The organism is Dietzia sp. IBK-p2-15D, from assembly GCF_057773105.1.
The window spans coordinates 73,682-99,103 of sequence record NZ_JBYMTK010000001.1; the positions used below are offsets into that span (position 1 = coordinate 73,682).

Below are 25,422 nucleotides of genomic sequence, written 5' to 3' on the forward strand. Positions count from 1 at the left end.
ACGGTGGTTACATATCTCGAAATTAGCTGCTAGTTTCGCCTCCGTCGTCCTGAAGTTCAGGGCGATGACATCCGCGTCTCCCACTCGTTCGACACGTCGGGGGGAGTCAACCCGGGAGGTAGCATGACTACAAAATTCCGACGAGGAACCACGATTGCCGGAGGCTTTGCCGCAGCAGCGCTTGCGGTCGGAATGGCCTCGCCAGTGGCGAGCGCGCAGAACCTGGACGGGCCGGTCCAGTTCTGGGCCGCTGGCAACGACCAGTGTGAGGTCGAGTTCACGGTCTTGAACTCGACCAATGGCGTGTACCCCCTCGACTGGTGGGTCGAGGGACAGGAACGAGAGGGTGACGACCTCGGGCTCGGCAATACCGGCCAGCTCATCGACACCCGAAACTACGAGCCGGCCGTTCCGGAGGCCTCTTACCGGTCTGACTACGACGTTCCGCTGACCACTAACGTGGTCGTCAACCTGAACGACGTCGCCGGTCTGCCGCCTGCGGATGATGGTGCGTACGTGGTCAATTACCGTATCGCCGCCGGCCCCGAAGGTGATCACCGAGGCGGCGAGTACGACGTCGCTGTGACCGGCTGTGAGACCGAGGACGAGGGCACCGGGTCGCTGAGCCTGGGCTCGCTCGACGTTTTTGGCTCGCTCGGTAGCTGATAACCAAAGCGCCAGAGCGCACCGCCCCGCCACCGGAAACGGTGGCGGGGCGTTCTGCATCCGTGCGGCGCAGGCCGGGTCGTCAGGCTAGGTTCTTGAACGCGTTACGGACAGCGTTCACGGCCTCATCGACGCCGAAACCCGTCCCCGAGGCACGCTCGGCGAACTCCTCTGCGGCCCGGGCCAACGCTGCGTCGGCCACGTCGGCGGCGGAGACGAATGTGCCCGATCGGCCGCGCCCCTCGAGCACGCCGGCCTCCTCGAGTTCGCGGTATACCTTGGCAGCGGTGGCGGTGGAGACACCCACCTCTTCGGCCAGCTTCCTCACAGCGGGCATGCGGGTTCCCGCCGTGAGTTTCCCGCGTGAGACCGCCTCGACGATTTGGCCCTTGAGCTGACGGAACGGCGGGTCGGACGACGCGGGATCGACGATCAGGACGACCCCGGCCACGCGGGAACCACCAGCCGGAGGGCTATCGTTCGCCGATCGAGGCGCGGCCCCCGGATCGGTCATGCTCAGGCCCACACCTGGTCGATCGCGGCGGCCTCGGTCGGGGGCACGACCGGCACCGCGGGGGCCGGAGTGCGAGAGAAGCGCGGCGCGGGCGCGGGCCCGGCATCGCCGGCGACCTCGACGAACGTCTCGCGCGCCACGTTGTGCGGATGGTCGAGCGCCTCGGTGTAGGTCAGCACCGGCGTGGTGCAGGCGTCGGTGCCGTAGAACAGCTCGGCCCACTCGTCACGGGTCTTCTCGGCGAACTTGCCGGCGATGATCTCGCGCAGTTCCTCCCAGCGGTCCATGTCGAACTGGCCGGGCATGCCTTCGCCGTCGATACCCAACAGTCGGGCGAACTCGGCGAAGAACTGCGGCTCGAGGCACCCGACGGCCATGTACTTGCCGTCGGAGCAGGTGTAGACGTCGTAGAACGGGTACCCGGTGTCGAGCATGTTGGTCCCGGCGGCGTCCGACCACTGGCCCCTGGCGCGCATCGCCCACTGGAACTGGCCCAGCACCGAGGCGCCGTCGGTCATGGCGGCGTCGATGACCTGCCCCTGGCCGGAGGTGGCGCGCTCGATGATCGCCGCGAGGATGCCCTGGATGAGGAACATCGAACCGCCGCCGAAGTCACCGACGAGGTTGAGCGGCGGCACGGGGCGCTCGCCCTTACGGGCGATCGCATTGAGGTGGCCGGTGAGCGAGATGTAGTTGAGGTCGTGGCCGGCGGTGTGGGCGAGCGGGCCGTGCTGGCCCCAGCCGGTCATACGGGCGTAGACCAGGCGCGGATTGAACTCGAGGCACTCGTCGGGGCCCAGCCCCATGCGCTCGGTGACCCCGGGGCGGTAGCCCTCGACCAGCACGTCCGCCTTGGCGATGAGTCCGCGCACCTGCGACAGGCCCTCGTCGCTCTTGAGGTTGGCCTCCACCACGGTGCGGCCGCGGCGGGTGATGTGTGCCCAGCCGCCGACCTGGGTGGCGAGCTCTCCGGGGCGCATGACCGTGACGACGTCGGCGCCCAGGTCCGCCAGCATCATGCAGGCGTGGGGGCCGGGGCCGATGCCGTTGAGTTCGACGACGCGGATGCCGGCGAGGGGGCCGGAAGAGGAACTGGTCACAGGTGTGCCCTTTCGTGTGGCTTTGAACACACATTATCGCCTAACCGTCGAGCGGGTTAGAGGCAGGTGGCCGGTACTGCTGTTGCGCCTGTGGCCAGTGATGATAAGAAAGTTAACATCTAGTTATAGAACCCTAAAGTTTGCGCCGCTTACGACCGCTGTAGGTGTGATCTATGCCACGCTCAGCGAAGGCGTTCACCGGAGCGTCTGCGAGTGTCACCGCGGTCCTCGATGTGGTGACTTTCCCTCACTGCAAGGAGCATTCATGTTCGTTCGTAACCGATTCCTGGCCGGAGCATCGGCCGTCGCCCTCGCTGCCGGAACCACCTTCGCGGGTGCCGGCATCGCCTCCGCCCAGGATGACGAGTCGACGGGTTCGCTCGGCAGTAGCTCGATTAACCTCGGCGAGATCGCCGGTGATCTCGAGACCGCCGCCGAGGCTCTCAGCGGCCCCGTCACGGTCACGCCCAACGAGGAGGGTGGCCCGACTGTCACCTACTCCAACCAGTCCGACGTTGATCAGCGCTGCCTGGGGGCCACCGCCCCGTACTCGACGATCGAAGACAACGACCTCGAGACCGACTACCCGGAGGGCGACCTCGCGGCTGGCATCGCGCTCATCACTGCCATCGAGGCCGGCGGTGGGCTGACCCACCTCCTCGCCGACGACGAGGGGGCTCCGGCAGTGGAGCTCGACGATCCCGTGGTCGAGAACAACGTCGTTCAGAACGTTCTCCCGTTCGTGTTCGGTCAGCCGGGCCGCTCTGTCCTGGTCGAGGCCGGGGCGGATGTCAGCTGGACCGCGTTGTCGCCGGAGACCCCGGCGGTCGGCATCGTCCTCTGTGTCCCCGTGAACGAGGACGGCACGCTCGGAGGGTTGGAGACCAACTTCGGTATCGACCCGCAGGTCGTCGCGGACCAGATCAACGGCAGGATCCCCGGAGGTTCTGTGGAGCCCGTCTCCGCCGGATCCATTTCCGGCGGCAGTGTCGCGACGGGTGCGAACGTCCTCGGTTCGCTCGCTGCGGCCAGCTCGGAGGACGGAGAGGGCGAGGGCAGCTCGTTCATGAGTTCCGGGTTCAGCGAGGCCGGCAGCGGTGGAGACGACACCGACGACCTCCCCCCGCTTGAACCGGCGGAGTGATCGCAACGCACCACAATGTTCGACCGGTCGGGCCCGGCACCTCACGGTGCCGGGCCCGATAGTCTGTTCAGCCGCACTTCGGCCGTCGTCGCAGGTCTACTAGCGTGGTCGACATGACCGACCCCCACGATCCCCTCGCCCCGCCCACCGTGGACCGCTTCGGCACGCCGGGTGCGCCGACCGCGACCCGCGTGATGCTGCTCGGCTCGGGCGAGCTGGGCAAAGAGGTGACGATCGCGCTGCAGCGTCTCGGTGTCGAGGTCATCGCGGTTGATCGCTACGACGGAGCCCCGGCGCACCAGGTCGCACACCGCTCGCACACCATCGACATGACCGACGCCGACGAGGTGCGCCGGGTCGTCGAGCTGGAGAAGCCCGCGGTGATCCTGCCGGAGATCGAGGCCATCGCCACGGCCGCGCTCGCGCAGATCGAACAGGACGGCGTCGCCCGCGTCGCGCCCACCGCCCGCGCTGTGCAGCTGACGATGGACCGCGAGGGCATCCGCCGCCTCGCCGCCGAGGAGCTGGGCCTGCCCACGAGCCGCTTCGCGTTCGCGTCCTCGCTGGAGGAGCTGCAGGAGGTGTGCTCCCGGATCGGGTTCCCGTGCCTGGTCAAGCCCACCATGTCGTCGTCGGGCAAGGGACAGTCGTCCCTCCACGGTCCCGAGGACGTGGAAACGGCGTGGAACCACGCGCAGTCCGGTGCCCGCGTCGCGGGGGCGCGCGTGATCGTGGAGTCGTTCGTCGACTTCGAATACGAGATCACGCTGCTCACCGTTCGGAGCGTCGACCCGGAGACGGGGCAGATCCGCACCGACTTCTGCGAGCCGATCGGCCACCGCCAGGAGCGCGGCGACTACGTCGAGTCGTGGCAGCCGCAGGCCATGACCCGCGACGCCTACGACTCGGCGCGGTCGGTGGCGGCGCGGGTGACGGGCGCGCTCGGCGGGGTCGGAGTGTTCGGCGTGGAGCTGTTCGTCAAGGGCGTCGACGTCTACTTCTCCGAGGTCAGCCCCCGTCCCCACGACACCGGGCTCGTGACGTTGCGCAGCCAGGTGCTCAGTGAGTTCGAGATGCACGCGCGCGCCGTCCTCGGTCTGCCGGTGGTCACCACCATGGCCAGTCCGGGCGCGTCCGCGGTGATCTACGGCGGCACGGGAATCGCCGAGGACGGCGGGACCGTCGAGGGAGTCGGCTTCGAGGGCGTCGCCCGGGCGTTGGCCGTGCCGGAGTCCGATGTCCGTCTGTTCGGCAAGCCGTCCGCCAGTGAGTTCCGCCGGATGGGCGTGGCCGTCGCGACCGCCGAGGACGTCGAGATCGCGCGTGAGCGCGCCCGCGAGGCCGCGTCGCGTGTGACGGTGGTGAGGTAGGTGCGGCCGGTGATCGTGGGTTGGGAGGGCGCCGCGAGATGACGACGACGAGGTCCGCGGCAGACGACGCACGCGATCTGCCGAAGGAGCCGACGGCGCCGTGGATCCTGACGCTGTCCGTGGCAGTGATCCTGGTGTGGCTCGGCGTGCTGGCCTGGCAGGTGGCCGTCCTGCCGGATCGGGTGCCGACGCACTTCGGCGCGGGCGGCGAGGCCGACGGTTGGTCGAGCAGGAACGGCGCGTTGGCGTTCTCCGCGCTACTGCCGCTGGTGGTCGTCCTGCCGATGCCGCTCATGTCGAGGCTGGTGGTGTCGGCTCCCGAGTTCATCAACGCCCCCAACAAGCAGTGGTGGACTGCCTCCGGAGCCCGACTGCGCAGGTTCGAGAGGTTGCTGCGTGAGGACCTGTGGCTCATCACCGCGTTGACGCTCGCGCTGCTGGTGGCGGGACAGGTGGGCATCGTGATGGCTGCCCGGTCCGGGACCGATCAGATGCAGGGGTGGGCGCTTCCGGGTGCCCTGGTGGTCTTCATCGTCGGGCTGGGAGCGGTGCTCGCTCGCATGTTTGTCGGCGGGCGGTACGCCGAACAGCCCGACCTGCGCTGAGAGACGGACCGGCTCGCCCGGGCCTGTGAATGGTCGTCGACCTCATCCACAGGCCCCCGCTGGCGGGCCCTGTGCGTCGTACTCCGCCCATAGCGTGACCTCTCGAACGGCCCGGATGCCCGGGCCGGAGGGGAGCGGGGACGATGGCGGAGCAGGGGGAGCGAGCCGGTGGCGGGGTCGCCGCGCCGGGCGCCACGGCCGAGGCGGGCCCGCTGGGGGCCGTGCTCCTGGCGTTCGAGCAGACGGCGGTGACGGCCGAGGCGGCCCGGGTCCGCGACGCGGGCGTGGACACGGCCGCCAGTGCGGCGGATCTGGTCGCGGCGCTGGAGGAGGCGTCGGCGGCGGCTGCCGGCATGGCGGCCGGAGGTGCGGGGGCGCTGCTCACCGGTCCCGCGCTCGCCGAGTGCGCGGACCTGCTCGCCCGGCGGGCCCGGGAGCACGAGGCGCAGAGCCGGCGGATCGCGGAGGCGATGGCCCGGGCCGCCGGACTGCTGGCGGAGGCGGATGAGGAGGTGGCCCGCGGTGTCACCGGGACAGCGGGCTGAGGCGCTGGTGGTGGCGATCGACCACGCCGAATCGCGGGCGGCGGCGGTGGGTCGGCGGATCGCCGAGTCGGCCGAGGACCTCGACATGGTCGCCCGCCGACTGGGCGGCGCGGTGGCCGGTGACGGGATAGGCAGCGGCGCGGCGGTCGGTGGAATGGCCGACGAGGGCGGGTGGTCCGGCCATGCGGGGGCCCGGGCGCGCAGCCGCGCTGCTGACGCTGCCGCCGAGGCCAGGATGGTCTCCGGCAACTGCCTCTATGTGGCCGACGTCCTGCGGGCCGAGGGGGCGCGGCTGGCGCGGGCGGTGATCAGCTGGAGCGACGACGAACTCGCCGCGCCCGGCACCGGGGACACCATGGCGGTGGGGGAGGCGGATCGCGGCCTGGCGAAGCGGCTGCGCGAAGCTGCCGACCATCTCACCGGGCACACGGATCCGGCGACGCGGCCATGCATCGACCTGTCGGGATCGACTGACGACGATCCCCGGGCGGTCGCCGAACTGTGGCACGGCCTGGGGCCCGCCGATCGGGCCAGGCTGGCTCGTGATCACCCTGAGCTGGGCTCGGTGGACGGCCTGTCGTCGGCCACGCGGGATGCGATCAACCGGACCCGATTGCGCCGACTGCTCGACGCGGCCGATACCGGCGCCGGCGGAGACGGGCTCGCCGGTGTCGCACCGGCCCTGTCGGCGTTGGCCGCGCATCTCGAGGCCGACCCGCGACGGCATCTGCTCGACCTGCACCCGGACGGTCGCGCGGTGGTCGCGAGCGCCGATCCCGACGCCGCCGACCGGGTGGTCACGCTCATCCCGGGAACGGGATCGTCGCTGGAAACGCTCGACCGCACCGGCGAGCGGGTGGACGCGATGTGCGAGGCAGCAGGCTCGGGTCTCGAAGGGGCCGCCTCTAATCCCGGTGCGGCCGGTTGGAAACCCGACGCGGCCGTCGAGTCCTGCGTCGCGGTGTCGTGGCAGGGCTACGACGCGCCCGCCGACGTCGCGACCGCCGGCTCCTCGACGGCACCCGCGCGAGCGCATGCCGCAGACCTGCGGACCTTCGCGGCAGGGTTGGACGCGGTGGAACGCAGGGACGGCGACGACGCTCCCCATGTCGCGGTCGGGTACAGCTACGGGTCCGCGGTCCTGGGGGCGGCAGCCGAGGACCCGGGAGGGCTGGCAGCCGACCGGATGATCCACGTCGGCAGTCCCGGCGCGGGCGTCGACTCGATCGCCGGGCAACGGGTCGACGAGGTCGGCGTCGCTCGGGCGGCGGGGCAGGACGAGGTGGTCGGCGTCGCCTCGCGCTGGGATCCGGTGCCGTGGTGGTCGATCACCGGCGTACTCGGCGGCCGCCCGGGCACCGGGGAGTTCGGCGGACTCGCGGTGGACGTCACGGAGCCGGACTCGGGCGCCGACTCGGTGCGCAGCGCCCACTCCCGCTACTTCGACCCGGGCACGGTGTCGCTGGACGAGATCGGCCGGCTCATCGCCGAGACCGACTGACCCCGAGACCTGCTAAGCCCCCACGATCCGCTAAGCCCCCACGATCCGCTAAGCCCTCACGATCCGCTATCCGGAATTCGGATCGGCTGGTCGAATCGGACCAGCCGATCCCGAGGGACGGTAGCGGATCTCAGGGGGTCCGGGCCGTGGGGGCCGTGGGGGAGGTGGGGGAGGTGCGGGAGGCGCGAGCGACCTCCAGCATCTCCGCGCGGCCCGGCAGCTTGGTGCGTTCGCGGCCCGCCGCCTCGCCGAGCCCACGCTCGTGAGCGTCGATCTCCAGCCAGGCGTCGCCGTCGACGAGGTCCACGCCGCGGTCGGTGAGCAGGTCGCGCACGGCCTGCGGGTCCGGCTCGGCGGGCTCGGGCAGGGCGCCGGACTCGAGCTCGGTGGCCAGCTGCCCCACGGTCTCCACCGCGCAGGAACGGTTGGTGCCGATCACCCCGGACGGCCCGCGCTTGACCCAGCCCGCGGTGAACAGACCCGGCAGGTGCTCCCCGCCCGGCGAGTCGAGAATCCGGCCGGAGTCGTTGGGGATGGTCGCCGAGTCGTGGTCGAAGGGCACACCCTCCAGGGCGGCCGAACGGTAGCCGACCGCGCGATAGACCGCCTCGACCTGCAGGTCCTCCGTCCGGCCGCTGCTGCGGACCCGCCCGCCGGCACCGGCCGGCTCGGTCACCGCCAGGCGCAGCCCGGACACCCGGCCGTCGGACCCCAGGATCTCGACCGGGGACCGGTGGAAGCGGAACCGCACCACCCGTTCGCCGGCCGCGAGGGCGGCGGCCTCGGCCTCGTCCGCCGTCCCCAGACCGGCCTCACGCTGTGCCCCGGCCCATTTCTCGAGTTGCGTGCACACCTGACCGACCCGGCGATCGCTGTCGCGGAGGGTGCGAGCCTCGTCGTCGTCGTACTCCAGGTCGGCCGGGTCCACCACGACGGTGACGCCCTCCACCTTGGCCATCTCCCGCAGCTCCAGGGGCGTGAACTTGGCGTGCACGGGGCCGCGGCGGCCGATCACCGACACCGCCCGGGTCGTGTTGGTGCCGAACCCGGTGCGGACGTGCTCGGGGATGTCGGTGGGCTCGAGCTGCTCGGGGCTGCGCACCAGCATGCGCGCCACGTCCAGGGCGACGTTGCCCACGCCCACCACGGCCGCGCGCTCCGCGGTCAGCGCCCACTCGGGGTGCGCATCCGGGTGGCCGTCGTACCAGGTCACGAATTCGGCGGCCCCGTACGAGCCCTTGAGATCCTCGCCCGGGATGCCGAGCCGACGGTCCGCGAGCGCGCCGGTGGAGAAGACGACCGCGTGATAGAAGCGGTGCACGTCGTCCAGGGTGAGGTCGCGGCCGAACTCGACGTTGCCGAGGAACCGGATGCGCGGATCGGCGGCGATGCCCTCCAGCGTGCGGGCGATGCCCTTGATGCGGGGGTGGTCGGGGGCCACGCCGTGCCGCAGCAGACCGTAGGGGACCGGGAGCCGGTCGATGAGGTCCACCACGATCCCGCGTCCGGAGGGATCCCGGTTGTCACTCCAGTCCAGCAGGGCCTCGCTGGCGTACACCCCCGCCGGGCCGGACCCCACTACGGCCACCCGGAACGGGGAATCTGTGACAGGCGTCATGTCCGCGATCGTCGCACAGAAAGGCGAGCGGGGTACCTCGACCCAGTCGATCTGCCGTCGGGGGAGCATAATCGACACCCATGAGCGACTACGCCGGGGACCTATCGCCCCGCCAGGCCTGGGATCTGCTCGCCTCCGATCCCGACGCGGTCCTGGTGGACGTCCGTACCAGCGCCGAGTGGCAGTGGGTCGGCGGCGCCGATCTGTCGGTGCTGGGCAAGCGCACGCTGGGCATCGAGTGGGTGACCTCGTCGGGCCACCGCAACGAGCGGTTCGTCGAGCACCTCGGCGAGGCCGGTGTCGCCGCGGAGACACCGGTGTTGTTCCTGTGCCGCAGTGGTGGCCGGTCCGCCGCCGCCGCGAGCCTGGCCACCGCCGCCGGATACCGCACCGCCTACAACGTGGCCGAGGGGTTCGAGGGCGACCCGGACGCCGCCGGACACCGCGGCACCGTCAACGGGTGGAAGGTCGCGGGCCTGGCCTGGCGCCAGTCCTGACCGGGCCACCACGGCCAGCCCGCCACGCCCGTACGCCCCTCGCCCCGCCGCATCACCCACGCACCACACACAAGAAAGCAGCGATGAGAAACAACGAGCTCCCCGACGGTCTCCACCCCGACACCCTGGGCGTGCGGGCCGGGCAGATGCGCACCGGCTTCGAGGAGACCACAGAGCCGATGTTCCTCAACTCCGGCTACGTCTACGAGTCCGCGGAGGCGGCCGAGGCGTCGTTCAACGGCGAGAAGCAGCGGTTCGTCTACTCCCGCTACGGCAACCCGACGGTCGCGATGTTCCAGGAACGGCTGCGGCAGATCGAGGGCGCCGAGGCGTGCTTTGCCACCTCCTCCGGCATGTCCGCGGTATTCGTGGCCCTGGCCGCGCTGTGTGGGAACGGGTCGCGCCTGGTGGCCTCGCGCGCGCTGTTCGGTTCCTGTTACGTGATCTGTGCCGAAATCCTGCCGCGGTGGGGTGTGGAGACGGTGTTCGTCGACGGCGCCGACCTCGACCAGTGGCGCGAGGCGCTCAGCGAGCCCACCGACGCAGTCTTCTTTGAGACCCCCTCCAACCCCATGCAGGAGCTGGTCGACGTTCGCGCGGTGTGCGATCTCGCCCACGCCGCCGGCGCGCAGGTCGTGGTGGACAACGTCTTCGCCACCGTCCTGCACCAGAAGCCGCTCGAGCTGGGCGCGGACATCGTCGTGTACTCCACCACCAAGCACATCGACGGCCAGGGCCGCGTGCTCGGCGGCGCCGTGCTGGGCACCGAGGAGTACATCTCCGGGCCGGTGCAGAACCTCATGCGCCACGCCGGGTTCGGGATGAGCGCGTTCAACGCGTGGGTCCTGCTCAAGGGCCTGGAGACCATGAGCCTGCGCGTCGAGCGGATGAGTGCCAACGCGCTGGAGGTGGCGCGGTTCCTGGAGTCGCACCCGGCCGTGGAGCGGGTGACATACCCGATGCTCGAGTCGCACCCCCAGTACGAGTTGGCGCGGGCGCAGATGTCCGGCGGCGGGTCGGTGGTGACGTTCGGGTTGAAGTACGACGACGACGGTGGTGACGGTGGCCGCGACGACGACGACAACGGCGGCCGCGGCAAGAAGGAGTGCTTCTCCCTGCTCAACTCGTTGGAGGTCATCGACATCTCCAACAACCTGGGCGACGCCAAGACGCTGGTGACCCATCCCGCGACCACTACCCACGCGTCCATGGAGCCGGAGGCCCGCGCCGCGGTGGGCATCGGCGACAACGTGGTCCGACTGTCGGTGGGGCTCGAGTTCGCCGGAGACCTCATCGAGGACCTGCGTCGCGGTCTGGGGTGACGGTCTAGATTGATCGTATGTCTGATCGGGGTGAACATTCCCGGACCCGGGTAGCGGTCCTGCCCGCCGCCCACCCCGCGGTTCGCCGGATCACCGGCCTGGACGGGCTGGGCCATGTGGAGCTGGTGCCCGTCCGGCCCGGGGTGGTGAACGGGCAGACCCCGCCCGATGCGGTGACTCCCGCGGAGTTCGATCCCGGACATGAGGCGTCGGGCGAGATTCAGCGCGACGGGGACCCGCTGGGCGGCGTCGACCTGGCGCACGTGCACTTCGGTTACGACTACCTCGAGCCGGAGAGCGTGGACGGGGTGGTGGAGCACCTGTCGCGGGCCGAGGTGCCGATGGTGCTCACCGTCCACGACATCGTCTACCCGTCCCACGAGGACGAGCTGCCGCACCGCGATCACACCGGCACGTTGGTCGAGGCCGCCGCCGCGGTGATCACGCTGACCGAGGTGGCGGCGCACGAACTGTGGGTGCGGTGGGGCGTCGAACCGGTGGTCGTGCCGCACCCGCGGCTGCTGGACGAGGACGAGATCTCCTCCGCCATCCGCGCCGGGAAGCACCTGCGCGGCCCCGGCGACCCGCTGGTGGTGGGGGTGTTGCTCGAGCGGATGGGCGAGAACATCGACGGCCCGGAGCTATTGGACCAGCTCGCGCCCGTCGCGCAGGGGCGGCGGGGCTCACACCTGCGGATCGTCGTGGAGGCGCAGGCGTGGCGGGACGCGTGCGGCGAGGACCGCGAGGCCGGCGGGCACCACCTGGTTGCGGAGCTGGCGGCCGAGGGTGGTTGGGAGTCGGTGCGGTTGGTGAGGTACGAGTCGCTGGACCTGGCGCCGGTGCTGCCCGAGTTCGCCGCTCTCGACGTGTGCGTGTTGCCGTACCGGTTCGCCACCCATTCCACCTGGTTGGAGTTGTGCCGCGATCTGGGCGTCTCGCCGGTGTTCCCCGCGGTGGGATTCCTGCGGGAGCAGTGGTTCGACCGTTGTGATCCGGGCGATCATTCCGGGGAGATCTACGATCCCGGCGACCCGTCCGCCGCGGCGGTGGCGGTCCGGGCGGCGTTGGAGAATCCGCGGGCCGTCCCGCCGCGGGTCGAGGGAGCTGATCCGGCGAGCGTCATCGCGGCCCATGCGCGGATCTATTCCGAGGCCGCCGGGCGCCGCTGAGCGGCTGGGGTCGGGCCGGCGCGCGGTGGGGTGGTGGCTGCGCTCGGCCGGGCCGGGCTGGGGGCTGCGCCGGGCCGGCTAGGAGTCGGCGTCGCCGCGGGCGATGTCGACCGGCCAGGCCAGCGTGAGCATCGAGTCGGTGGCCGGGGCGGCCGCGTCCATGCTCAGCTCGAGACACACGGTGACCGGGGATCCGGGCGTGGTGCGGGTGGCGCCGGGCAGGACCAGCGGTTCGTCGACCGTCGGCGCGTCGAGTGGCACCGGGCGGTCACTGTCGCCGGCGAGGATGCTGGGCGAGTCGAGGTCGAACGCTGGCGCGGCGCATGCTCCGCCGCGGGCCGAGACGGCCCGGACCCGCACGTGGGACGCGGTCTCGGGGTCGCCTTCGACGAGGGCGCCCTCGCCGATGTCGACGTGGGCGTCGGACCGGGAGTCGACGGTGGTGCGCAGTGTCAGGGGCTGGTAGGCGGAGCGATTGCGCAGGCCTGCGGTGTCCACGCGGACGGGGAAGTGGCCGCCGTAGGAGGAGATGGGCGCGGTCCAGGTCGTACCGAAGTCGGTGGACGCCTGGACGGACCACGCCGAGCTGCGCAGTTCGGACTCGCGGGTCTGCTCGTCGCGGTCCTGGACGATCACCGTCGCGCCGAGTGCGCAGACGGAGGCGGCACCGAGTGCGACCAGCGTGGTCGCCGCGTGCCGGATGCGCATGACTCCTCCGAGGGGCCGTCTGGTGGAGATCGGTCCAGAGGAGGGGGCTCTGGTGCGGGCGGGGCCGCAGTGATCGCCGTTTCAACTAGTTTATGGCTCGCGGCCGAACCATCGTTACAGCGCCCCTGGGTGTGTCCGATATCACTCTCGCTGCGGCGTGTCGACCGGTCGTCAGCGGATGTAGACCACGGTTCCGGTCTCCTGGTTGATGGCGGCCCAGCGCCAGCCGTGCGCGGCGGGGTCGTCCGAGGTGAAGGTGGCCCACGCTGCGCCGGGGTCGCTGCCGCCCAGCCAGATCGCGAGCGCCGCAAGCCCCTGCTGGGCGTCGGTGGGGATGGTGTTCCTGACTATCGGGGAACGCGGATGACACTGGCCGTGGCTGTGAGTCTGAATCGGAATGCGGCGTCCTGCTTATCGAGCTCAACGCGTCGCAGGGGTGGCGCTTGTCAACACGTGCACCCCTGCCCGGCCCTGTTGGCATACTCGGCCCCGTGCCCCGCGCGCGCCAGAGGTGAATCTGGTCACATGCCTACCTGCAGGAGAAGCCGATGCCCGACACCCCGTCCCTGAAGCTCGGTTACAAGGCGTCGGCCGAGCAGTTCGGTCCGCGTGATCTGGTGGAGTTCGCCGTGATGGCGGAGCGGGCGGGGATGGATTCGGCGACGGTGTCGGATCATTTCCAGCCCTGGCGTCACGACGGTGGTCATGCGCCGTTCTCGTTGGCGTGGATGACGGCGGTGGGGGAGCGCACCGAGCGGCTGCAGCTGGGCACCTCGGTGCTCACGCCGACGTTCCGCTACAACCCGGCGGTGCTCGCCCAGGCGTTCGCGACGATGGCGTGCCTGTACCCGGGCCGCATCTTCCTCGGGGTGGGCACGGGTGAGGCGCTCAATGAGATCGCCACCGGGCATCAGGGCCAGTGGCCGGAGTTCAAGGAGCGGTTCGCGCGCCTGCGTGAGTCGGTCCGTCTCATGCGCGAGCTGTGGACCGGTGAGACGACGAACTTCGAGGGCGACTACTACTCGACCAAGGATGCGTTCCTCTACGACGTGCCCGAGGGGGGTGTGCCGGTGTACGTGGCGGCGGGTGGTCCGGTGGTGGCCAAGTACGCCGGCCGGGTGGGCGACGGGTTCATCTGCACCTCCGGCAAGGGGATGGAGCTCTACACCGACAAGCTGCTCCCGGCCGTCGAGGAGGGCGCGGGAATCAACGAGCGCGATTCGGCGAAGATCGACCGGATGATCGAGATCAAGATCAGCTACGACCCCGACCCGGCCGCCGCGTTGGAGAACTGCCGCTTCTGGGCGCCGCTGTCGTTGACACCGGAGCAGAAGCACTCGGTGGACTCCCCGCGCGAGATGGAGCGCCTCGCGGATGAGTTGCCGATCGAGCAGGTCGCCAAGCGGTGGATCGTCGCCTCGGACCCCGACGAGGCCGTCGAGCAGGTCAAAAAATACGTCGACGCGGGCCTGAATCACCTGGTCTTCCACGCCCCCGGCCACGATCAGAAACGCTTCCTCGACCTCTTCAATTCCGACCTCGAACCGCGACTGCGAGCCCTTGCATGAGTAACGAGAACAACCTCCCCGGCCCGGACACGGCCGATCTCTCCGGCCTCGAGGGCATCCTCGGCCACAAGGAATCGGTCCGTGTCCTGCGCTATCCGCACGAGACCGAGCCGGATGAGGAGGGTCAGACAACGGAGTGGCATTGCGACATCGTCGTCGTCGACGACGTTCCCGCGCCCGGCTTCTCCACCTACGCCACCGTGGGCGCCCGCGAGCTCCCCACCAACGTCACCACGCCCGAGGGGCGACACATCCGCTCCGAGTTCGTCACCGTCGGCCGCACCGGTCACCGCGCCATGGCCGACGTCCTGGACGCGTGCGCGCTCGCGGTGGCCACCGGTTCCATCCACGTGGCGCCCGGCGCGGTGATCCCCAACGCGGTCGGGCTGGTCGATCCCGGCCGCACGTGCGAGCACCTGGTCCTCACGCCGCCGTTCCTGTGGCCGGACCTGCAGGTGGTCGACGAGACCGGCGGCCCCGACGGCACCGGCCCCCTGCTCACGCGGCTGCAGGCCGTGCCGATCACCACCGCGGAGATGTCCGCCATCGGTCGCGACGGCGCCGACGCCCTGTTCGAGAAGCTCGACACCGCCGACGCCGACGTCACCAACCCGGACCGCCCGAGCGTGGTGTGAGTGGGCCCAGTGTGAGTGGGCCTGGTGTGAGTGGGACCCGTGTGAGCGCGTCCGCGCCCCGGACGCCCGGCGGCGTGACGCGCGTACTCGCCACCTTGGCCGGGCTGATGCTCGTCGAGGCCACCCCCGACGGCATCGCGCGCCTCGTCCAGGTGGACGCGGACCAGCTCGACGCAGACCAGCTCGACCACAGGGATGCCGCCGCGACCTGGTTCAACGTGAAACATGACGACGACGACGAGGGCCGCGATCCCGAGCCCGGCGCCGCGGCGGAGCACCTCGCCCGCCTCGCGGAACAGGTGGAGGATTACCTGGCCGGGAAGCTCCGCGGGTTCGACGTCCCGCTGGACTGGGCGGCGGCCGGGGTCCACGACGAATTCTCACGTGAGGTCTACCGCGAGATCCAGCACATCCCCTACGGCGAGACCTCCAGCTACGGCCAGGTCAGCATCGACGCCGGCCGGCCACGCAACGCCCGTCGCGTCGGCCGGCTGTGCACGCTGGTGCCGGTGCCGTTCGTCATCCCCGTCCACCGGGTGATCCGCGCCGACGGCGGAATGGGGAACTGCCCCGAGTACCGGCTGCGGCTGCTCGAGCACGAGCGACGCAACATCGCCGCCGAGCGCGCAGGAAAGCCCGGTCCGCTCCCGTTCCGGTAGGCGTCACTGCGGTTCATCAGGGCACGGCCGGATCGGTGGGACGGCGGCCACACCGTGGTTAGGGTGGCGATCAGCGTCGGGGGCCGAGGGGTCCGCCGGCGCGGACCGCCTGCCGTCGACCACAACCCACGGGGGAAGCCATGACAGCCGGAACCGTCGCCACCACTGCCCGCGCCGAGAGCGTGGTCGAGAAGTTCCAGCGGGTCCGGGGGCTCACCGACCTGCTCGCGTCCCGGCTCAGCCCGGAGGACCAGATCCCCCAGTCGATGACCGCGGCCAGCCCCGCAGCGTGGCACCGGGCGCACACCACGTGGTTCTTCGAGGAGTTCGTGCTGGGTCGGCTGCCGGGCTACACCTCGCCGGAGCCGGTGTTCCGCTTCCTGTTCAACTCGTACTACGAGGCGGTCGGCCCACGGCAGCCGCGGCCGCAGCGCGGGCTCATCACCCGCCCGTCGGTGGCGGAGATCGGGGACTTCCGCGCCCGCATCGACGAGGCCGTCGTCGACGCCCTCGAGGCGGGCCGGGTCGACGAGCGTGGCCTCGAACTGCTGGAGCTGGGCTGCCATCACGAGCAACAGCACCAGGAGTTGCTGCTCATGGACATCAAGCACCTCTTCTCGCACAACCCGACCGACCCGGTCTACGTCCACAGGGCGGCGGACCCGGCAGGAGCGGCGCCGGGGGAGACCGAGTGGCTCGCCGTCGCCGAGGGGGTCGCGCAGGTCGGCGCCCCGGCTCCCGGCGACTCCGACGTCGGGGACGGCTCGGGCGCCACCGCCGCAAGCCCCGCCACCGCCGCAGGCCCCGCGTTCTCCTATGACAACGAGCGTCCCCGCCACCGGGTGTGGATCCCCGGCGGTGAGGTCGCCACCCGCCAGGTCACCGTCGGCGAGTGGAAGCAGTTCATGGCCGACGGCGGTTACTCCCGGCCCGAACTGTGGTTGTCCGACGGCTGGGCCACGGTCCAGGCCGAGGGCTGGGATGCGCCCGGGTACTGGCGGCGCGAGGACGACAGCCAGTGGACCACCTTCACGCTGAGCGGCCGGCGGCCGGTCGTCGACGCCGAGCCCGTCATCCACGTGTCCTTCTACGAGGCCGACGCCTACGCCCGCTGGGCCGGCGCACGGCTGCCCACCGAGTTCGAATGGGAGGTCGCCACCACCGGCTGGGAGATCCGCGACGAGCTCGACCCTGACCGCTGCCACCCGCGGCCCGCCGCGGAGCGGGCGATCGGCGGCGTGTGGGAGTGGACCGCCAGCGCCTACCTGCCGTATCCGGGGTTCGTCACCGAGGAGGGCGCGGCCGGCGAGTACAACGGCAAGTTCATGTCCGACCAGCATGTCCTCCGCGGTGGCAGTGCGTTCACGCCCGCGGGCCACACGCGGCACACGTACCGGAACTTCTATCCCGCAGCCTCGAGGTGGGCGGCCGCCGGACTGAGGCTCGCCCGGTGACCGGCGCGCGCGAGGTGGCCGCCCAGTGCGGTGCCGCCGGGCCCGACGTCCCCGGTGCAACAACAGCAAAGACAACGACGACGACAACAACGATGACAACGACGACGACGAGCACCGCCGATCCCGACACCGCCGCGCTCGAATCGGATCTGCGCGCCGGGTTCTTCGACGACCCGCCGACCGTGCCGCCCCGCTGGTTCTACGACGAGAAGGGCAGCCTGCTCTTCGACCGGATCACCCGGCTCGCGGAGTACTACCCCACCCGCGCGGAGGCGGAAATTCTGCGGTCGCGGGCCGTCGACATCGTCGGCGATGCCGACACACTCGTCGAGCTCGGGGCCGGGACCTGCGAGAAGACGCGGGTGCTGCTCGACGTCCTCGCCTCCCGCCCGGCCGGCGCCACTGATCCAACCGGCCCGCTGTTCGTTCCGGTCGACATCAGTACCGAGATGCTCTTCGGTTCCGCCCGTGCGCTCACGGCCGAGTACCCCGGATTGCGTGTCGTCCCGGTCGTCGGTGACCTCACCGCCCTCGACGGCCCGCTACCGGGCGAGCCGGGCGGGCGGCTGGTGCTCTTCCTCGGCGGCACGATCGGCAATTTCAGCGAGGCCCAGCGAGCGGACTTCCTCGCGATGCTGCGCGGCGTCATGGACCCGGGCGACCGGCTGGCGCTCGGCTTCGACCTCGTCAAGAGCCCCGAGCGGCTGGTCGCGGCCTACGACGACGCCGACGGCGTCACCGCCGAATTCAACCTCAACATGCTCGACGTGATCGCCCGGACCGTCGAGTGCACCGGGCTGGACAGGCGCGATTTCCGCCACGAGGCCGTGTGGAACGCCGCCGAGAGCAGGATCGAGATGTGGTTGCGGGCGGTCCGCGACGTGCACGTCGACTTCCCGACGCTGGGGCGCTCGCGAACCGTCGCCGCGGGGGAGGGCATCCGCACCGAGATCGCTCGGAAGTTCGAGCCGGACGCACTCGCCGACGACCTCGCGGGCCACGGCTACGTCGGTCCGACCGTGTGGACCGACGACGCCGGGGACTTCGGGCTGGTCCTCGTCGTCGTCGACTAGGGGTACACCGTGACCCCCCGGGGCGCCCCGGATCTCGCCGATCGGGCCCGCGGCCTTCTCGGGGAGGCCCGCGCGGCCGGAGCCGCCGTCGACTCGGCGGCGGCTGAACTGTTCCGGCTGGGCGGGGAGGTCGCGCGCGCCGGCACCCGGGCCGAGGCCGCCCGGAGCGGGGCGCACGTCGCGGCCGAGCGGGACCTGGTGAGCGGCTTGCTCGACGAGCTGGACGTGATCGCCCGGGTAGCGGATCGGCTCGTCGCCGAGCTCGACCGGGCCGACGGCGGCGGGCGAGGCGCCGCCGACGGCGGGGCCGGGCCGCGGGCGACCCTCGTCTCCGTTCGGCGGGTCATCGAGGCGGCGGACAGTCGGGGCCGCGAAGGTATGTGGTTGGGAGAGCTGGCGACGGACCGCGTTCGGGATTTCGCCGAGTTCGAACTGCTGTACTCGCGCGCGTCGCAGCACCTCGACCGCCGCCGGTGGGACGCCGCCGACGCCGTCCTGCCCCGGCTCGTCGCACTGGATCGCGCGCTGGTGAGCACGGAGATCGGCGCGATGCTCGACGAGCTCAAGTTCCGCCTCATGACCTCGCGGGGGTGACGCGGGCCGACCTGCGACGATGCGCTTCCGGACCGGTTCGTGTCGTACGTGTGTTCTATGCTTCGGGGTATGGAACAGGGAGTATGGGATGCGGAGGGGCGGGGCGGTGAGCGGGACGAGCCGGCCCCGCTGACCGACGTTCTCGCGTTCCTGGAGGCGTCGGTGGAGACGCTGTGCGCGGTCGACTGGGCCGAGCACGACGCGGACGCGCTCGCCCACGCGGTGGGTCGCGTGGAGGTCGTGGCCCGGCGGCTGGACGCCAGTGGCTCCCGGGCCACTGCGGAGTTGGCCGCGCTGCACCGTCAGAAGGGACGCACCGCCGGTGGCGTCGCCGCGCTCCTCGCCGAGAAGCTGGGACTGGCGAAGGGCACGGTGCACGGTCGGATCGACGCCGGAGGACGTCAGGCCACCCCGGCCGGGCGGGCGGCCGCGAACGGGGAGATCACCGGCGAGCACGAGCGGATCATCGCCCGAGCCGTCTCCGGTCTGCCCGGAACGATGGGCGGCGACGCCAAGGTGTGTTTCGCCGAGGAGCTCACGGAGTTCGCCCGCACGGCGGCGCCCGCCGACCTGCGGGCCGAGGCCGCCCGCCGGGTCGCCGCCCTGTGCCCGGACCGCGGACGGGACCGCGAGGAGCACCAGGAACGTCAGCGCTCGGCGCGGCTCGGCGCGGTTCGGTCCGACGGCACCAGCACCCTGACGATGACCCTGACGCCCCGCGGCCGCGCCCTGGTCGAGAGGGCACTGTGTGACTTCGGCGGGCCCGGCGGCGCCGTGGAGTGTGAACCCGGGTCCGACGAGCGTGCCCCCGAACAGCGCGCCCACGACGCCCTGGTGCACCAGTGGGCCCTCGGCTCGACCGTCGACCCCGCCCGCCCCAAGGGCATCGCGACCATCGTCGTGCGGGTGACACCGGAGCAGCTCGAGGACCCCAAGACGCTAGTGCAGACCGACGCCGGCACCCAGCTCAGCGTGCGGCAGGCGGTCTCCATGGCCGGAACGATGCCGTGGTTCGTCTCCCTGCTGCGCGACGGCCGGGAGGAGCTGCACCGGATCGACGTGGACGCACACCCCGACCGGCGCCTGGCGTCGGCGATCCAGCGGTTGGTCCTCTACGCCGCCCACGGAGGGTGCACCTTCCCCGGGTGCACCGCCCCGGCCAGGCGAAGTCAGTTCCACCACGTGAGGGAATGGTCCAGGGGCGGGCCGACGACGGTCGCCAACGGGGCACTCGGCTGTCCCGTCCACCACGGGTTCGTCGGCGACGGCCCCGGAGGGTGGACAACCGTGGTGAACGCCGCCTCGCCCGGCCTGTGCACGTGGCTGCCTCCCGGCGTCGACAGGCTCACTGATGTGTGACGACCCGCCCCGGACCGGGGTGGGGGATCGGGCCGTCGGGTGTGTACAAGGTGTGCTGCGCCGCCGGCGCTGTCACAATGCCCCCGTGCCCGAATCCCTTCCTCCCGAGTCCGTAGCGTCCGACACCCTCGCGTCCGAACCCCGCGCCTCGGGGTCAGGCGATCCCACCGGGGCCGAGTTGTCCGACTCCGACGTCGCCGCACTCTCGATCCCGTCCCAGTCGGACGGTGCGCCGCTCTCCTCGTCCGCGGTCTACGTCGTGGCCCCCGAGGGCGACACGGGCAAGTCGACCGTCGCGTTGGGGCTGCTGCGCATCTTGGCCGGGACCGTCCAGCGGGTCGGGGTGTTCCGCCCCGTCACGGTCGCGCCCCGCCCCGCCGGTCCCGGCGTCGAGGACGAGGAACCGGTACGCGACCGCATCGTGGAGATGCTGCTGCAGCACACCACCGTGGACCTCGACTACGAGGACTGCATCGGCGTGACCAACATGCGCGTGCACTCCGACCGCGACGCCGCCCTGAGCGAGATCGTGCACCGATATGAGGCGGTGGCCCGGCAGTGCGATGTCGTCGTGATCGTCGGCACCGACTACACCGGGGTGCCCAGCCCCACCGAGTTCGACTTCAACGCCACGATCGCCGTGAACCTCGGCGCCCCCGTCCTGCTGGTGCTCCGCGGATCCGACCGCACCCCGGCCGAGATCGCCACCAACGCCCGGCTCACCCTCGAGGAGCTGCGTGTCGAGCACGCCCACCCCGTGGGAGTCGTCGTGAACCGGTGCGATCCCGACGCGCTGGAGGAGATCCGGGCCGAGCTCGGATCGCTGGACGTGCCGGCCTGGACGCTGCCCTCCCAGTCGCTGCTCACCGCGCCCACGATGGGTGAGCTCATGGAGGCGGTCGACGGCGAGCTCTACTCCGGCGACCCGGCCCTGCTCGACCGCGAGGCGATGGCCGTGATGGTCGGCGGCATGACCGGTGACCGGATCCTGGAGCGACTGGTCGACGGGATGGTCGTCATCGTCCCCGCCGACCGCACCGACGCGGTCCTGGCGATCCTCGCCGCACACGCCGCCGAAGGCTTCCCCTCGCTGGCCGGGATGGTCTGGAACGGCGGGGTCAGGCCGAACGCGGCGTTGGACAGGCTCGTCCGCGGGATGCGCTCCACCCTCCCCATCATCTGCACGGGTCACGGCACCTACGACACCGCCCGTCTGGCCGCCGAGACCCGCGGGCGCGTCTTCTCGGGCTCGGGGCGCAAGGTGGAGACCGCGCTCAGCCTGATGGAGAAGCACGTCGACACCGAGGAACTGCTCGCGCCGCTGCGGGTCGACGCGCCCGACGTGATGACGCCGCAGATGTTCGAGCACCAGCTCCTCGAGCGTGCCCGCGCCGACAAGCGCCACATCGTGCTCCCCGAGGGCGACGACGACCGCATCCTGCACGCCGCCGGCCGACTCCTGCGGCGCGACGTGGCCGACCTGACGATCCTCGGTGACCCCGAGGCGATCCGTCGGCGTGCCGACGAGCTGGGCATCGACCTGAGCGGCGCGACACTGCTGGACCCGCGGACGAGCGAGCACGCCGATCGGTTCGCCGATGAGTATGTCGAGCTGCGCAAGCACAAGGGCATGACCCCGGACGTGGCCCGTGACCGCATCCTCGACATCTCCTACTTCGCCACGATGATGGTGCACACCGGGCTCGCCGACGGCATGGTCTCCGGCGCAGCCCACACCACCGCGCACACCATCCGCCCCGCCCTGGAGATCATCCGGACCCGCCCCGGCGTGAAGACGGTCTCGAGCGTGTTCCTCATGTGCCTGGCCGACCACGTACTGGCGTTCGGGGACTGCGCGGTGGTGCCCGACCCCACCGCCCAGCAGCTCGCCGACATCGCGGTGTCGTCCGCCGAGACCGCCTCGCGGTTCGGGATCGACCCGCGTGTGGCACTGCTCTCCTACTCCACCGGGGACTCCGGCAGTGGGGCCGACGTCGACAAGGTGCGCGAGGCGACCGCACTCGTGCGGTCGCGGATCGCCGAGGCGACCGAGGGTGATCCGGCTGCCGGCCTCGTCGTGGACGGGCCCCTGCAGTTCGACGCCGCAGTCGACCCCACCGTCGCGACCAAGAAGATGCCCGACTCCCCGGTCGCCGGCCGGGCCACCGTCCTGGTGTTCCCCGACCTCAACACGGGCAACAACACCTACAAGGCCGTACAGCGGACCGCGGGCGCGGTCGCGATCGGCCCGGTCCTCCAGGGGCTGCGCAAGCCGATCAACGATCTGTCCCGCGGTGCGCTCGTGGAGGACATCGTCAACACGGTCGCCATCACCGCAGTCCAGGCGCAGGGCGTCGGAGACCTCCAGGGAAGCGACTCATGACCCGCGTGCTCGTCATCAACTCCGGCTCCTCCTCCCTGAAGCTGCAGATCCTCGACACCGCCGTCGAGGGTGAGTTGGCCTGGGCGCTGGTCGAGCGGATCGGTGAGCCCGTGGGCACGCTGACCGTGCGCCGCAGCGACCTGGCCGGTGCCGGTGCGGAAGAACGCACCGCGGAGGCGGAGTTCCCGGACCACACCGCCGCGCTCGGTCACGTACTGGAGTTGGCGAAGGAGCTGCACGTCCATCCCACCGACCTGGGGGTCGAGGCGATCGGCCACCGTGTGGTCCACGGCGGGCCGGCCTTCCACGAGCCGGTCGAGGTGACGCCGGAGGTGGAGGCCGACATCGAGAAGCTCGAGGTGCTCGCCCCTCTGCACAACCCGGCCAACCTGCGTGGCATCCGGGTGGCCCGCGACCTGCTGCCGGGGCTGCCGCACGTGGCCGTGTTCGACACCGGGTTCTTCCACACCCTGCCCGCCGCCGCCCACACCTACGCCATCGATCGCGAGACGGCACGCGAGTGGGACCTGCGCAGGTACGGCTTCCACGGCACGAGCCATGAGTTCGTCTCCCGCCGCACCGCCGACGTCCTGGGCCGCCCGTACGGCGAGCTCAACCAGATCGTCCTGCACCTGGGCAACGGGGCGTCGGCGTCCGCTATCGAAGGTGGCCGCGCCATGGATACGTCCATGGGTCTGACGCCCCTCGAGGGACTGGTCATGGGTACACGACCCGGAGACCTCGACCCCGGCCTGATCATCCACCTCATCCGTGACCGGGGCATGTCGCCCGAGGATGTCTCCACTCTGCTCAACCGCCGGTCGGGGCTGGAGGGGTTGTCGGGGGCGCGCGACTTCCGCGAACTCCTGACGCGGGTCGACGATGGCGACGAGGACGCCACGCTGGCCTACGACGTGGTGATCCATCGCCTGCGTCGCTACATCGGCGGCTACTGGGCGGTCCTCGGCGACGTGGACGCGATCACGTTCACGGCAGGGGTGGGAGAGAACGTCGCGCGCCTGCGGGCCGATGCGCTGTCGACCATGCGCGGCTGGGGAGTGGAGATCGACGCCGAGGCCAACGAGAACGGCACCGGCGAGCGGGTCATCTCCACCCCCGGCAGTCGCGTGACGGTGCTCGTGGTGCCCACCGACGAGGAACTGGCGATCGCGCGGGCGTGCGACGAGGTGCTGGGCCTGGGAGATAACCCCGTCCATATTTGCTAAGAACAACTTTAGTTATAGATTGCGAGGTGATCCCCGGCATCCGAGCCCGGGCTGGACGAAGTCGGACGATGCCCCACGCCTCACCCTCCTCTCCGGACGACCGGCCCGAGCACGGGCCGCCTCCCGGCCCGACGCAGGGTTGGCCCAGGAGTCGCGGGATCGTGCCGCTCATCCTGGCGGCGGTCGCCACCCTGGTCCTGGGCGGGGCGTCCGTGGCTCAGGAGGTGACGGTGCCGGCCCTCGATGCCCGCGCCGATCTGGAGTTCTCGCTGGACGGTTCCATCTGGACGGACGCCCCGGATCTCGCTCTCGGTTCGTGGGGTTGCGACCCGGCCGGTGGGCCCGGGGGTTCCGCTCCGCCCGCAAGCCCCGCTCCGCCCGGGGCGAGCGCCAGCATCCCCGACGTGGACCCGTGCGCGATGCTCCCCGGCGAATCCGTCGACCGCACCTATCACGTCCGCAATGCGGCCGACTCCGGCCGCACCGGCCGGTATGCGGTCGGAGTCGGTGACTTCGTGGTGTCGGAGGGCGCCGAGTTCGAGGTGCGCTCGAGCATCACCGGCGCGACGGCCGCCGACTCGGGGACCGTGATGCCGTACGGCGCGGGAACCGGGCAGGCCGGGGGCTCTCCGGCCCGCGGTGCCACGGTGGCCGCCCTGGAACTGGGGCCGGGGGAGTCGGCGCGAGTGGTGGACGAGGTCTCCGTTCCGCTCGACGTCCCCAACAGTGCGCAGCGGCAGAGTGTCAGCCCGAGGATGTGGGTGTCGTTCTCCGACGTCGACGGCCTCGACCGCGACGGCGACGGACTGCCCGACACCACCGAGGACCTGATCGGCACCGATCCGTCCGACCCGCTCAACCGGCTGCCCGACGTGACCGCTGGACAGGAGTACGGGCCCGAGCCGTTTCTCCCGACCCCGCCCGAGGGCACCGTGCCCGACGTGGTCACCGACACGTTGCCGCCCGGCATGCGACTCGAGGACGGGGCCCTGAACGGTACTCCCACCCGCGCCGGCACCTACGACGTCTCGTTCTCGGTCACCATGCCCGGAGGGGCCACCTACACCTCTGTCCGGCGCGTGGTGGTCCACCCCGCCTCCGGCGGCGGTTCGACGGACCTGCCGGACGTCGTCTCGCCGGTCATCGTAGGGGGCGTCATCGGTGTGGTGATCGGTGTCGTCGGCCCCGCCCTGGGCTCCCTGGCCGGTTCGCTCGGTGGGTCGTCCGACTCGTCCGGTTCATCCGGTTCAGGTGGCCCCGGTGGCCCCGGTGGCCCCGGTGGCCCCGGTAGCTCCGCCGGTTCGGACTCGCTGGCGGGCACCACCGCCCCCACCGCCTCTGCCCCCACCGCCCCCGCGACCGCGGCCACCACGCCTGACGCGGACCCCGCCACCGACGAGGGTGGCGCCACCGGCCGGGTCGCCGAGAGTGCGGTGACACCGCGCGAGGGGGCGCCGTCGGACGCGTGGATCCGCGCCAATTCGGAGGTCCGCGGGTCGTTGGCCACCACCGGCGTCAGCGGGGCCGAGCTCGTGCTGTGGGCGCTCACCGCGGCGGCGGCCGGCGCGACGCTCATCCTGTTCGCCCGGCGACGCCGCCGCCACGATGACCCGGCCCTCGCCACCGACCCCGCTCTCGACCACGCTCTCGACCGCGAGGGCTGAGCCGCCCGGCCCGGTGGGAGCGCCCGAGGCCGGTGGAACCCCCGCGGA

The 25,422-nt window shown here is 71.4% G+C and carries 23 protein-coding genes; 19 read left to right on the top strand and 4 right to left on the bottom strand.

The features are described 5' to 3' along the window. Positions 1-123 precede the first annotated feature (123 nt). Entirely contained in the window at positions 124-666 is a 543-nt protein-coding gene (locus tag AC3DEV_RS00320) for a hypothetical protein (RefSeq protein WP_488370934.1), read from the top strand. Positions 667-748: 82 nt separating this feature from the next. Here the strand turns inward: AC3DEV_RS00320 and AC3DEV_RS00325 are convergent, their stop codons facing one another. After that, the gene (locus AC3DEV_RS00325) at positions 749-1,117 is read right to left on the bottom strand and encodes a GntR family transcriptional regulator (RefSeq protein WP_488370935.1); all 369 of its coding nucleotides are present in this window, start codon (positions 1,115-1,117) and stop codon (positions 749-751) included. A 65-nt stretch (positions 1,118-1,182) separates the two neighbouring features. Continuing rightward, positions 1,183-2,280: a CaiB/BaiF CoA transferase family protein gene (locus AC3DEV_RS00330; RefSeq protein ID WP_488370936.1), complete on the bottom strand. Its 1,098-nt coding sequence runs from the start codon at positions 2,278-2,280 to the stop codon at positions 1,183-1,185. 265 nt (positions 2,281-2,545) lie between these two features. On the opposite strand from AC3DEV_RS00330, the gene AC3DEV_RS00335 reads away from it, so the two are divergent. The 5 genes from AC3DEV_RS00335 (at position 2,546) to AC3DEV_RS00355 (ending at position 7,445) form a co-directional block, all read left to right on the top strand. Further along, positions 2,546-3,424, top strand: a complete 879-nt coding sequence (locus AC3DEV_RS00335) for a hypothetical protein (protein ID WP_488370937.1) — start codon at positions 2,546-2,548, stop codon at positions 3,422-3,424. Positions 3,425-3,537: 113 nt separating this feature from the next. After that, positions 3,538-4,794: a formate-dependent phosphoribosylglycinamide formyltransferase gene (gene purT, locus AC3DEV_RS00340; RefSeq protein WP_488370938.1), complete on the top strand. Its 1,257-nt coding sequence runs from the start codon at positions 3,538-3,540 to the stop codon at positions 4,792-4,794. Positions 4,795-4,832: 38 nt separating this feature from the next. Beyond that, positions 4,833-5,399 (top strand): DUF1648 domain-containing protein, encoded by a 567-nt coding sequence (locus tag AC3DEV_RS00345; protein WP_069389201.1) that lies wholly within the window; start codon positions 4,833-4,835, stop codon positions 5,397-5,399. Between the two features lie 143 nt (positions 5,400-5,542). Continuing rightward, positions 5,543-5,944 carry a hypothetical protein gene (locus AC3DEV_RS00350; protein ID WP_154829769.1) on the top strand — a complete coding sequence of 134 codons (402 nt, stop codon included), beginning with the start codon at positions 5,543-5,545 and terminating at the stop codon, positions 5,942-5,944. Continuing rightward, the gene (locus tag AC3DEV_RS00355; RefSeq protein WP_488370939.1) at positions 5,922-7,445 is read left to right on the top strand and encodes an alpha/beta hydrolase; all 1,524 of its coding nucleotides are present in this window, start codon (positions 5,922-5,924) and stop codon (positions 7,443-7,445) included. Before AC3DEV_RS00350 ends, AC3DEV_RS00355 begins: the two co-directional genes overlap by 23 nt. A 130-nt stretch (positions 7,446-7,575) precedes the next feature. On the opposite strand, the gene AC3DEV_RS00360 is transcribed toward AC3DEV_RS00355, so the two are convergent. Next, positions 7,576-9,063: an FAD-dependent oxidoreductase gene (locus tag AC3DEV_RS00360; protein WP_488370940.1), complete on the bottom strand. Its 1,488-nt coding sequence runs from the start codon at positions 9,061-9,063 to the stop codon at positions 7,576-7,578. 80 nt (positions 9,064-9,143) lie between these two features. Between AC3DEV_RS00360 and AC3DEV_RS00365 the strand changes: the two genes are divergently transcribed. Genes AC3DEV_RS00365 through AC3DEV_RS00375 form a run of 3 tightly spaced genes read left to right on the top strand, consistent with a single transcriptional unit; the run spans position 9,144 to position 12,051 of the window. Next, positions 9,144-9,560 (top strand): rhodanese-like domain-containing protein, encoded by a 417-nt coding sequence (locus tag AC3DEV_RS00365; RefSeq protein WP_488370941.1) that lies wholly within the window; start codon positions 9,144-9,146, stop codon positions 9,558-9,560. After that, positions 9,524-10,882: an O-succinylhomoserine sulfhydrylase gene (locus tag AC3DEV_RS00370; RefSeq protein ID WP_256385632.1), complete on the top strand. Its 1,359-nt coding sequence runs from the start codon at positions 9,524-9,526 to the stop codon at positions 10,880-10,882. The genes AC3DEV_RS00365 and AC3DEV_RS00370 overlap by 37 nt, the downstream gene beginning before the upstream one ends. A 17-nt stretch (positions 10,883-10,899) precedes the next feature. Then, entirely contained in the window at positions 10,900-12,051 is a 1,152-nt protein-coding gene (locus tag AC3DEV_RS00375; protein WP_154829773.1) for a glycosyltransferase family protein, read from the top strand. Positions 12,052-12,129: 78 nt separating this feature from the next. On the opposite strand, the gene AC3DEV_RS00380 is transcribed toward AC3DEV_RS00375, so the two are convergent. Beyond that, positions 12,130-12,759 (bottom strand): hypothetical protein, encoded by a 630-nt coding sequence (locus tag AC3DEV_RS00380; protein ID WP_120286399.1) that lies wholly within the window; start codon positions 12,757-12,759, stop codon positions 12,130-12,132. 548 nt (positions 12,760-13,307) lie between these two features. Here AC3DEV_RS00380 and fgd point away from each other — a divergent pair. The 10 genes from fgd to AC3DEV_RS00430 all read left to right on the top strand — a co-directional run bounded on the left by fgd (position 13,308) and on the right by AC3DEV_RS00430 (position 25,374). Next, positions 13,308-14,327 carry a glucose-6-phosphate dehydrogenase (coenzyme-F420) gene (fgd, locus tag AC3DEV_RS00385; protein WP_259820670.1) on the top strand — a complete coding sequence of 340 codons (1,020 nt, stop codon included), beginning with the start codon at positions 13,308-13,310 and terminating at the stop codon, positions 14,325-14,327. Next, entirely contained in the window at positions 14,324-14,962 is a 639-nt protein-coding gene (locus AC3DEV_RS00390; RefSeq protein ID WP_163376327.1) for a suppressor of fused domain protein, read from the top strand. Before fgd ends, AC3DEV_RS00390 begins: the two co-directional genes overlap by 4 nt. 74 nt (positions 14,963-15,036) lie before the next feature. Then, on the top strand, positions 15,037-15,621 hold the full coding sequence (locus tag AC3DEV_RS00395; RefSeq protein WP_488370942.1) for a methylated-DNA--[protein]-cysteine S-methyltransferase: 585 nt from the start codon (positions 15,037-15,039) through the stop codon (positions 15,619-15,621). A gap of 140 nt (positions 15,622-15,761) precedes the next feature. Then, positions 15,762-17,075, top strand: coding sequence for an ergothioneine biosynthesis protein EgtB (gene egtB / locus AC3DEV_RS00400; protein WP_488370943.1), 1,314 nt, complete (start codon positions 15,762-15,764; stop codon positions 17,073-17,075). A 92-nt stretch (positions 17,076-17,167) separates the two neighbouring features. After that, entirely contained in the window at positions 17,168-18,148 is a 981-nt protein-coding gene (gene egtD, locus AC3DEV_RS00405; protein WP_488370944.1) for an L-histidine N(alpha)-methyltransferase, read from the top strand. 9 nt (positions 18,149-18,157) lie between these two features. Next, the gene (locus tag AC3DEV_RS00410) at positions 18,158-18,742 is read left to right on the top strand and encodes a hypothetical protein (RefSeq protein WP_132062474.1); all 585 of its coding nucleotides are present in this window, start codon (positions 18,158-18,160) and stop codon (positions 18,740-18,742) included. A gap of 69 nt (positions 18,743-18,811) precedes the next feature. After that, positions 18,812-20,101, top strand: a complete 1,290-nt coding sequence (locus AC3DEV_RS00415; RefSeq protein ID WP_488370945.1) for an HNH endonuclease signature motif containing protein — start codon at positions 18,812-18,814, stop codon at positions 20,099-20,101. An 85-nt stretch (positions 20,102-20,186) separates the two neighbouring features. Then, positions 20,187-22,484 carry a phosphate acetyltransferase gene (pta, locus tag AC3DEV_RS00420; protein ID WP_488370946.1) on the top strand — a complete coding sequence of 766 codons (2,298 nt, stop codon included), beginning with the start codon at positions 20,187-20,189 and terminating at the stop codon, positions 22,482-22,484. Beyond that, the gene (locus AC3DEV_RS00425) at positions 22,481-23,710 is read left to right on the top strand and encodes an acetate/propionate family kinase (protein ID WP_488370947.1); all 1,230 of its coding nucleotides are present in this window, start codon (positions 22,481-22,483) and stop codon (positions 23,708-23,710) included. The genes pta and AC3DEV_RS00425 overlap by 4 nt, the downstream gene beginning before the upstream one ends. 161 nt (positions 23,711-23,871) lie before the next feature. After that, positions 23,872-25,374 carry a thrombospondin type 3 repeat-containing protein gene (locus tag AC3DEV_RS00430; RefSeq protein ID WP_488370948.1) on the top strand — a complete coding sequence of 501 codons (1,503 nt, stop codon included), beginning with the start codon at positions 23,872-23,874 and terminating at the stop codon, positions 25,372-25,374. Positions 25,375-25,422 lie beyond the last annotated feature (48 nt).

Bases quoted from the DNA above. Each gene is read 5' to 3' on its own strand.
- AC3DEV_RS00425 (WP_488370947.1), top strand. From the start codon at position 22,481: ATGACCCGCGTGCTCGTCATCAACTCCGGCTCCTCCTCCCTGAAGCTG.
- AC3DEV_RS00345 (WP_069389201.1), top strand. From the start codon at position 4,833: ATGACGACGACGAGGTCCGCGGCAGACGACGCACGCGATCTGCCGAAG.
- AC3DEV_RS00335 (WP_488370937.1), top strand. From the start codon at position 2,546: ATGTTCGTTCGTAACCGATTCCTGGCCGGAGCATCGGCCGTCGCCCTC.
- AC3DEV_RS00365 (WP_488370941.1), top strand. From the start codon at position 9,144: ATGAGCGACTACGCCGGGGACCTATCGCCCCGCCAGGCCTGGGATCTG.
- AC3DEV_RS00390 (WP_163376327.1), top strand. From the start codon at position 14,324: ATGAGTAACGAGAACAACCTCCCCGGCCCGGACACGGCCGATCTCTCC.
- AC3DEV_RS00415 (WP_488370945.1), top strand. From the start codon at position 18,812: ATGGAACAGGGAGTATGGGATGCGGAGGGGCGGGGCGGTGAGCGGGAC.
- AC3DEV_RS00375 (WP_154829773.1), top strand. From the start codon at position 10,900: ATGTCTGATCGGGGTGAACATTCCCGGACCCGGGTAGCGGTCCTGCCC.
- purT (WP_488370938.1), top strand. From the start codon at position 3,538: ATGACCGACCCCCACGATCCCCTCGCCCCGCCCACCGTGGACCGCTTC.
- AC3DEV_RS00360 (WP_488370940.1), bottom strand. From the start codon at position 9,063: ATGACGCCTGTCACAGATTCCCCGTTCCGGGTGGCCGTAGTGGGGTCC.
- AC3DEV_RS00320 (WP_488370934.1), top strand. From the start codon at position 124: ATGACTACAAAATTCCGACGAGGAACCACGATTGCCGGAGGCTTTGCC.
- AC3DEV_RS00350 (WP_154829769.1), top strand. From the start codon at position 5,543: ATGGCGGAGCAGGGGGAGCGAGCCGGTGGCGGGGTCGCCGCGCCGGGC.
- egtB (WP_488370943.1), top strand. From the start codon at position 15,762: ATGACAGCCGGAACCGTCGCCACCACTGCCCGCGCCGAGAGCGTGGTC.
- fgd (WP_259820670.1), top strand. From the start codon at position 13,308: ATGCCCGACACCCCGTCCCTGAAGCTCGGTTACAAGGCGTCGGCCGAG.
- egtD (WP_488370944.1), top strand. From the start codon at position 17,168: ATGACAACGACGACGACGAGCACCGCCGATCCCGACACCGCCGCGCTC.
- AC3DEV_RS00380 (WP_120286399.1), bottom strand. From the start codon at position 12,759: ATGCGCATCCGGCACGCGGCGACCACGCTGGTCGCACTCGGTGCCGCC.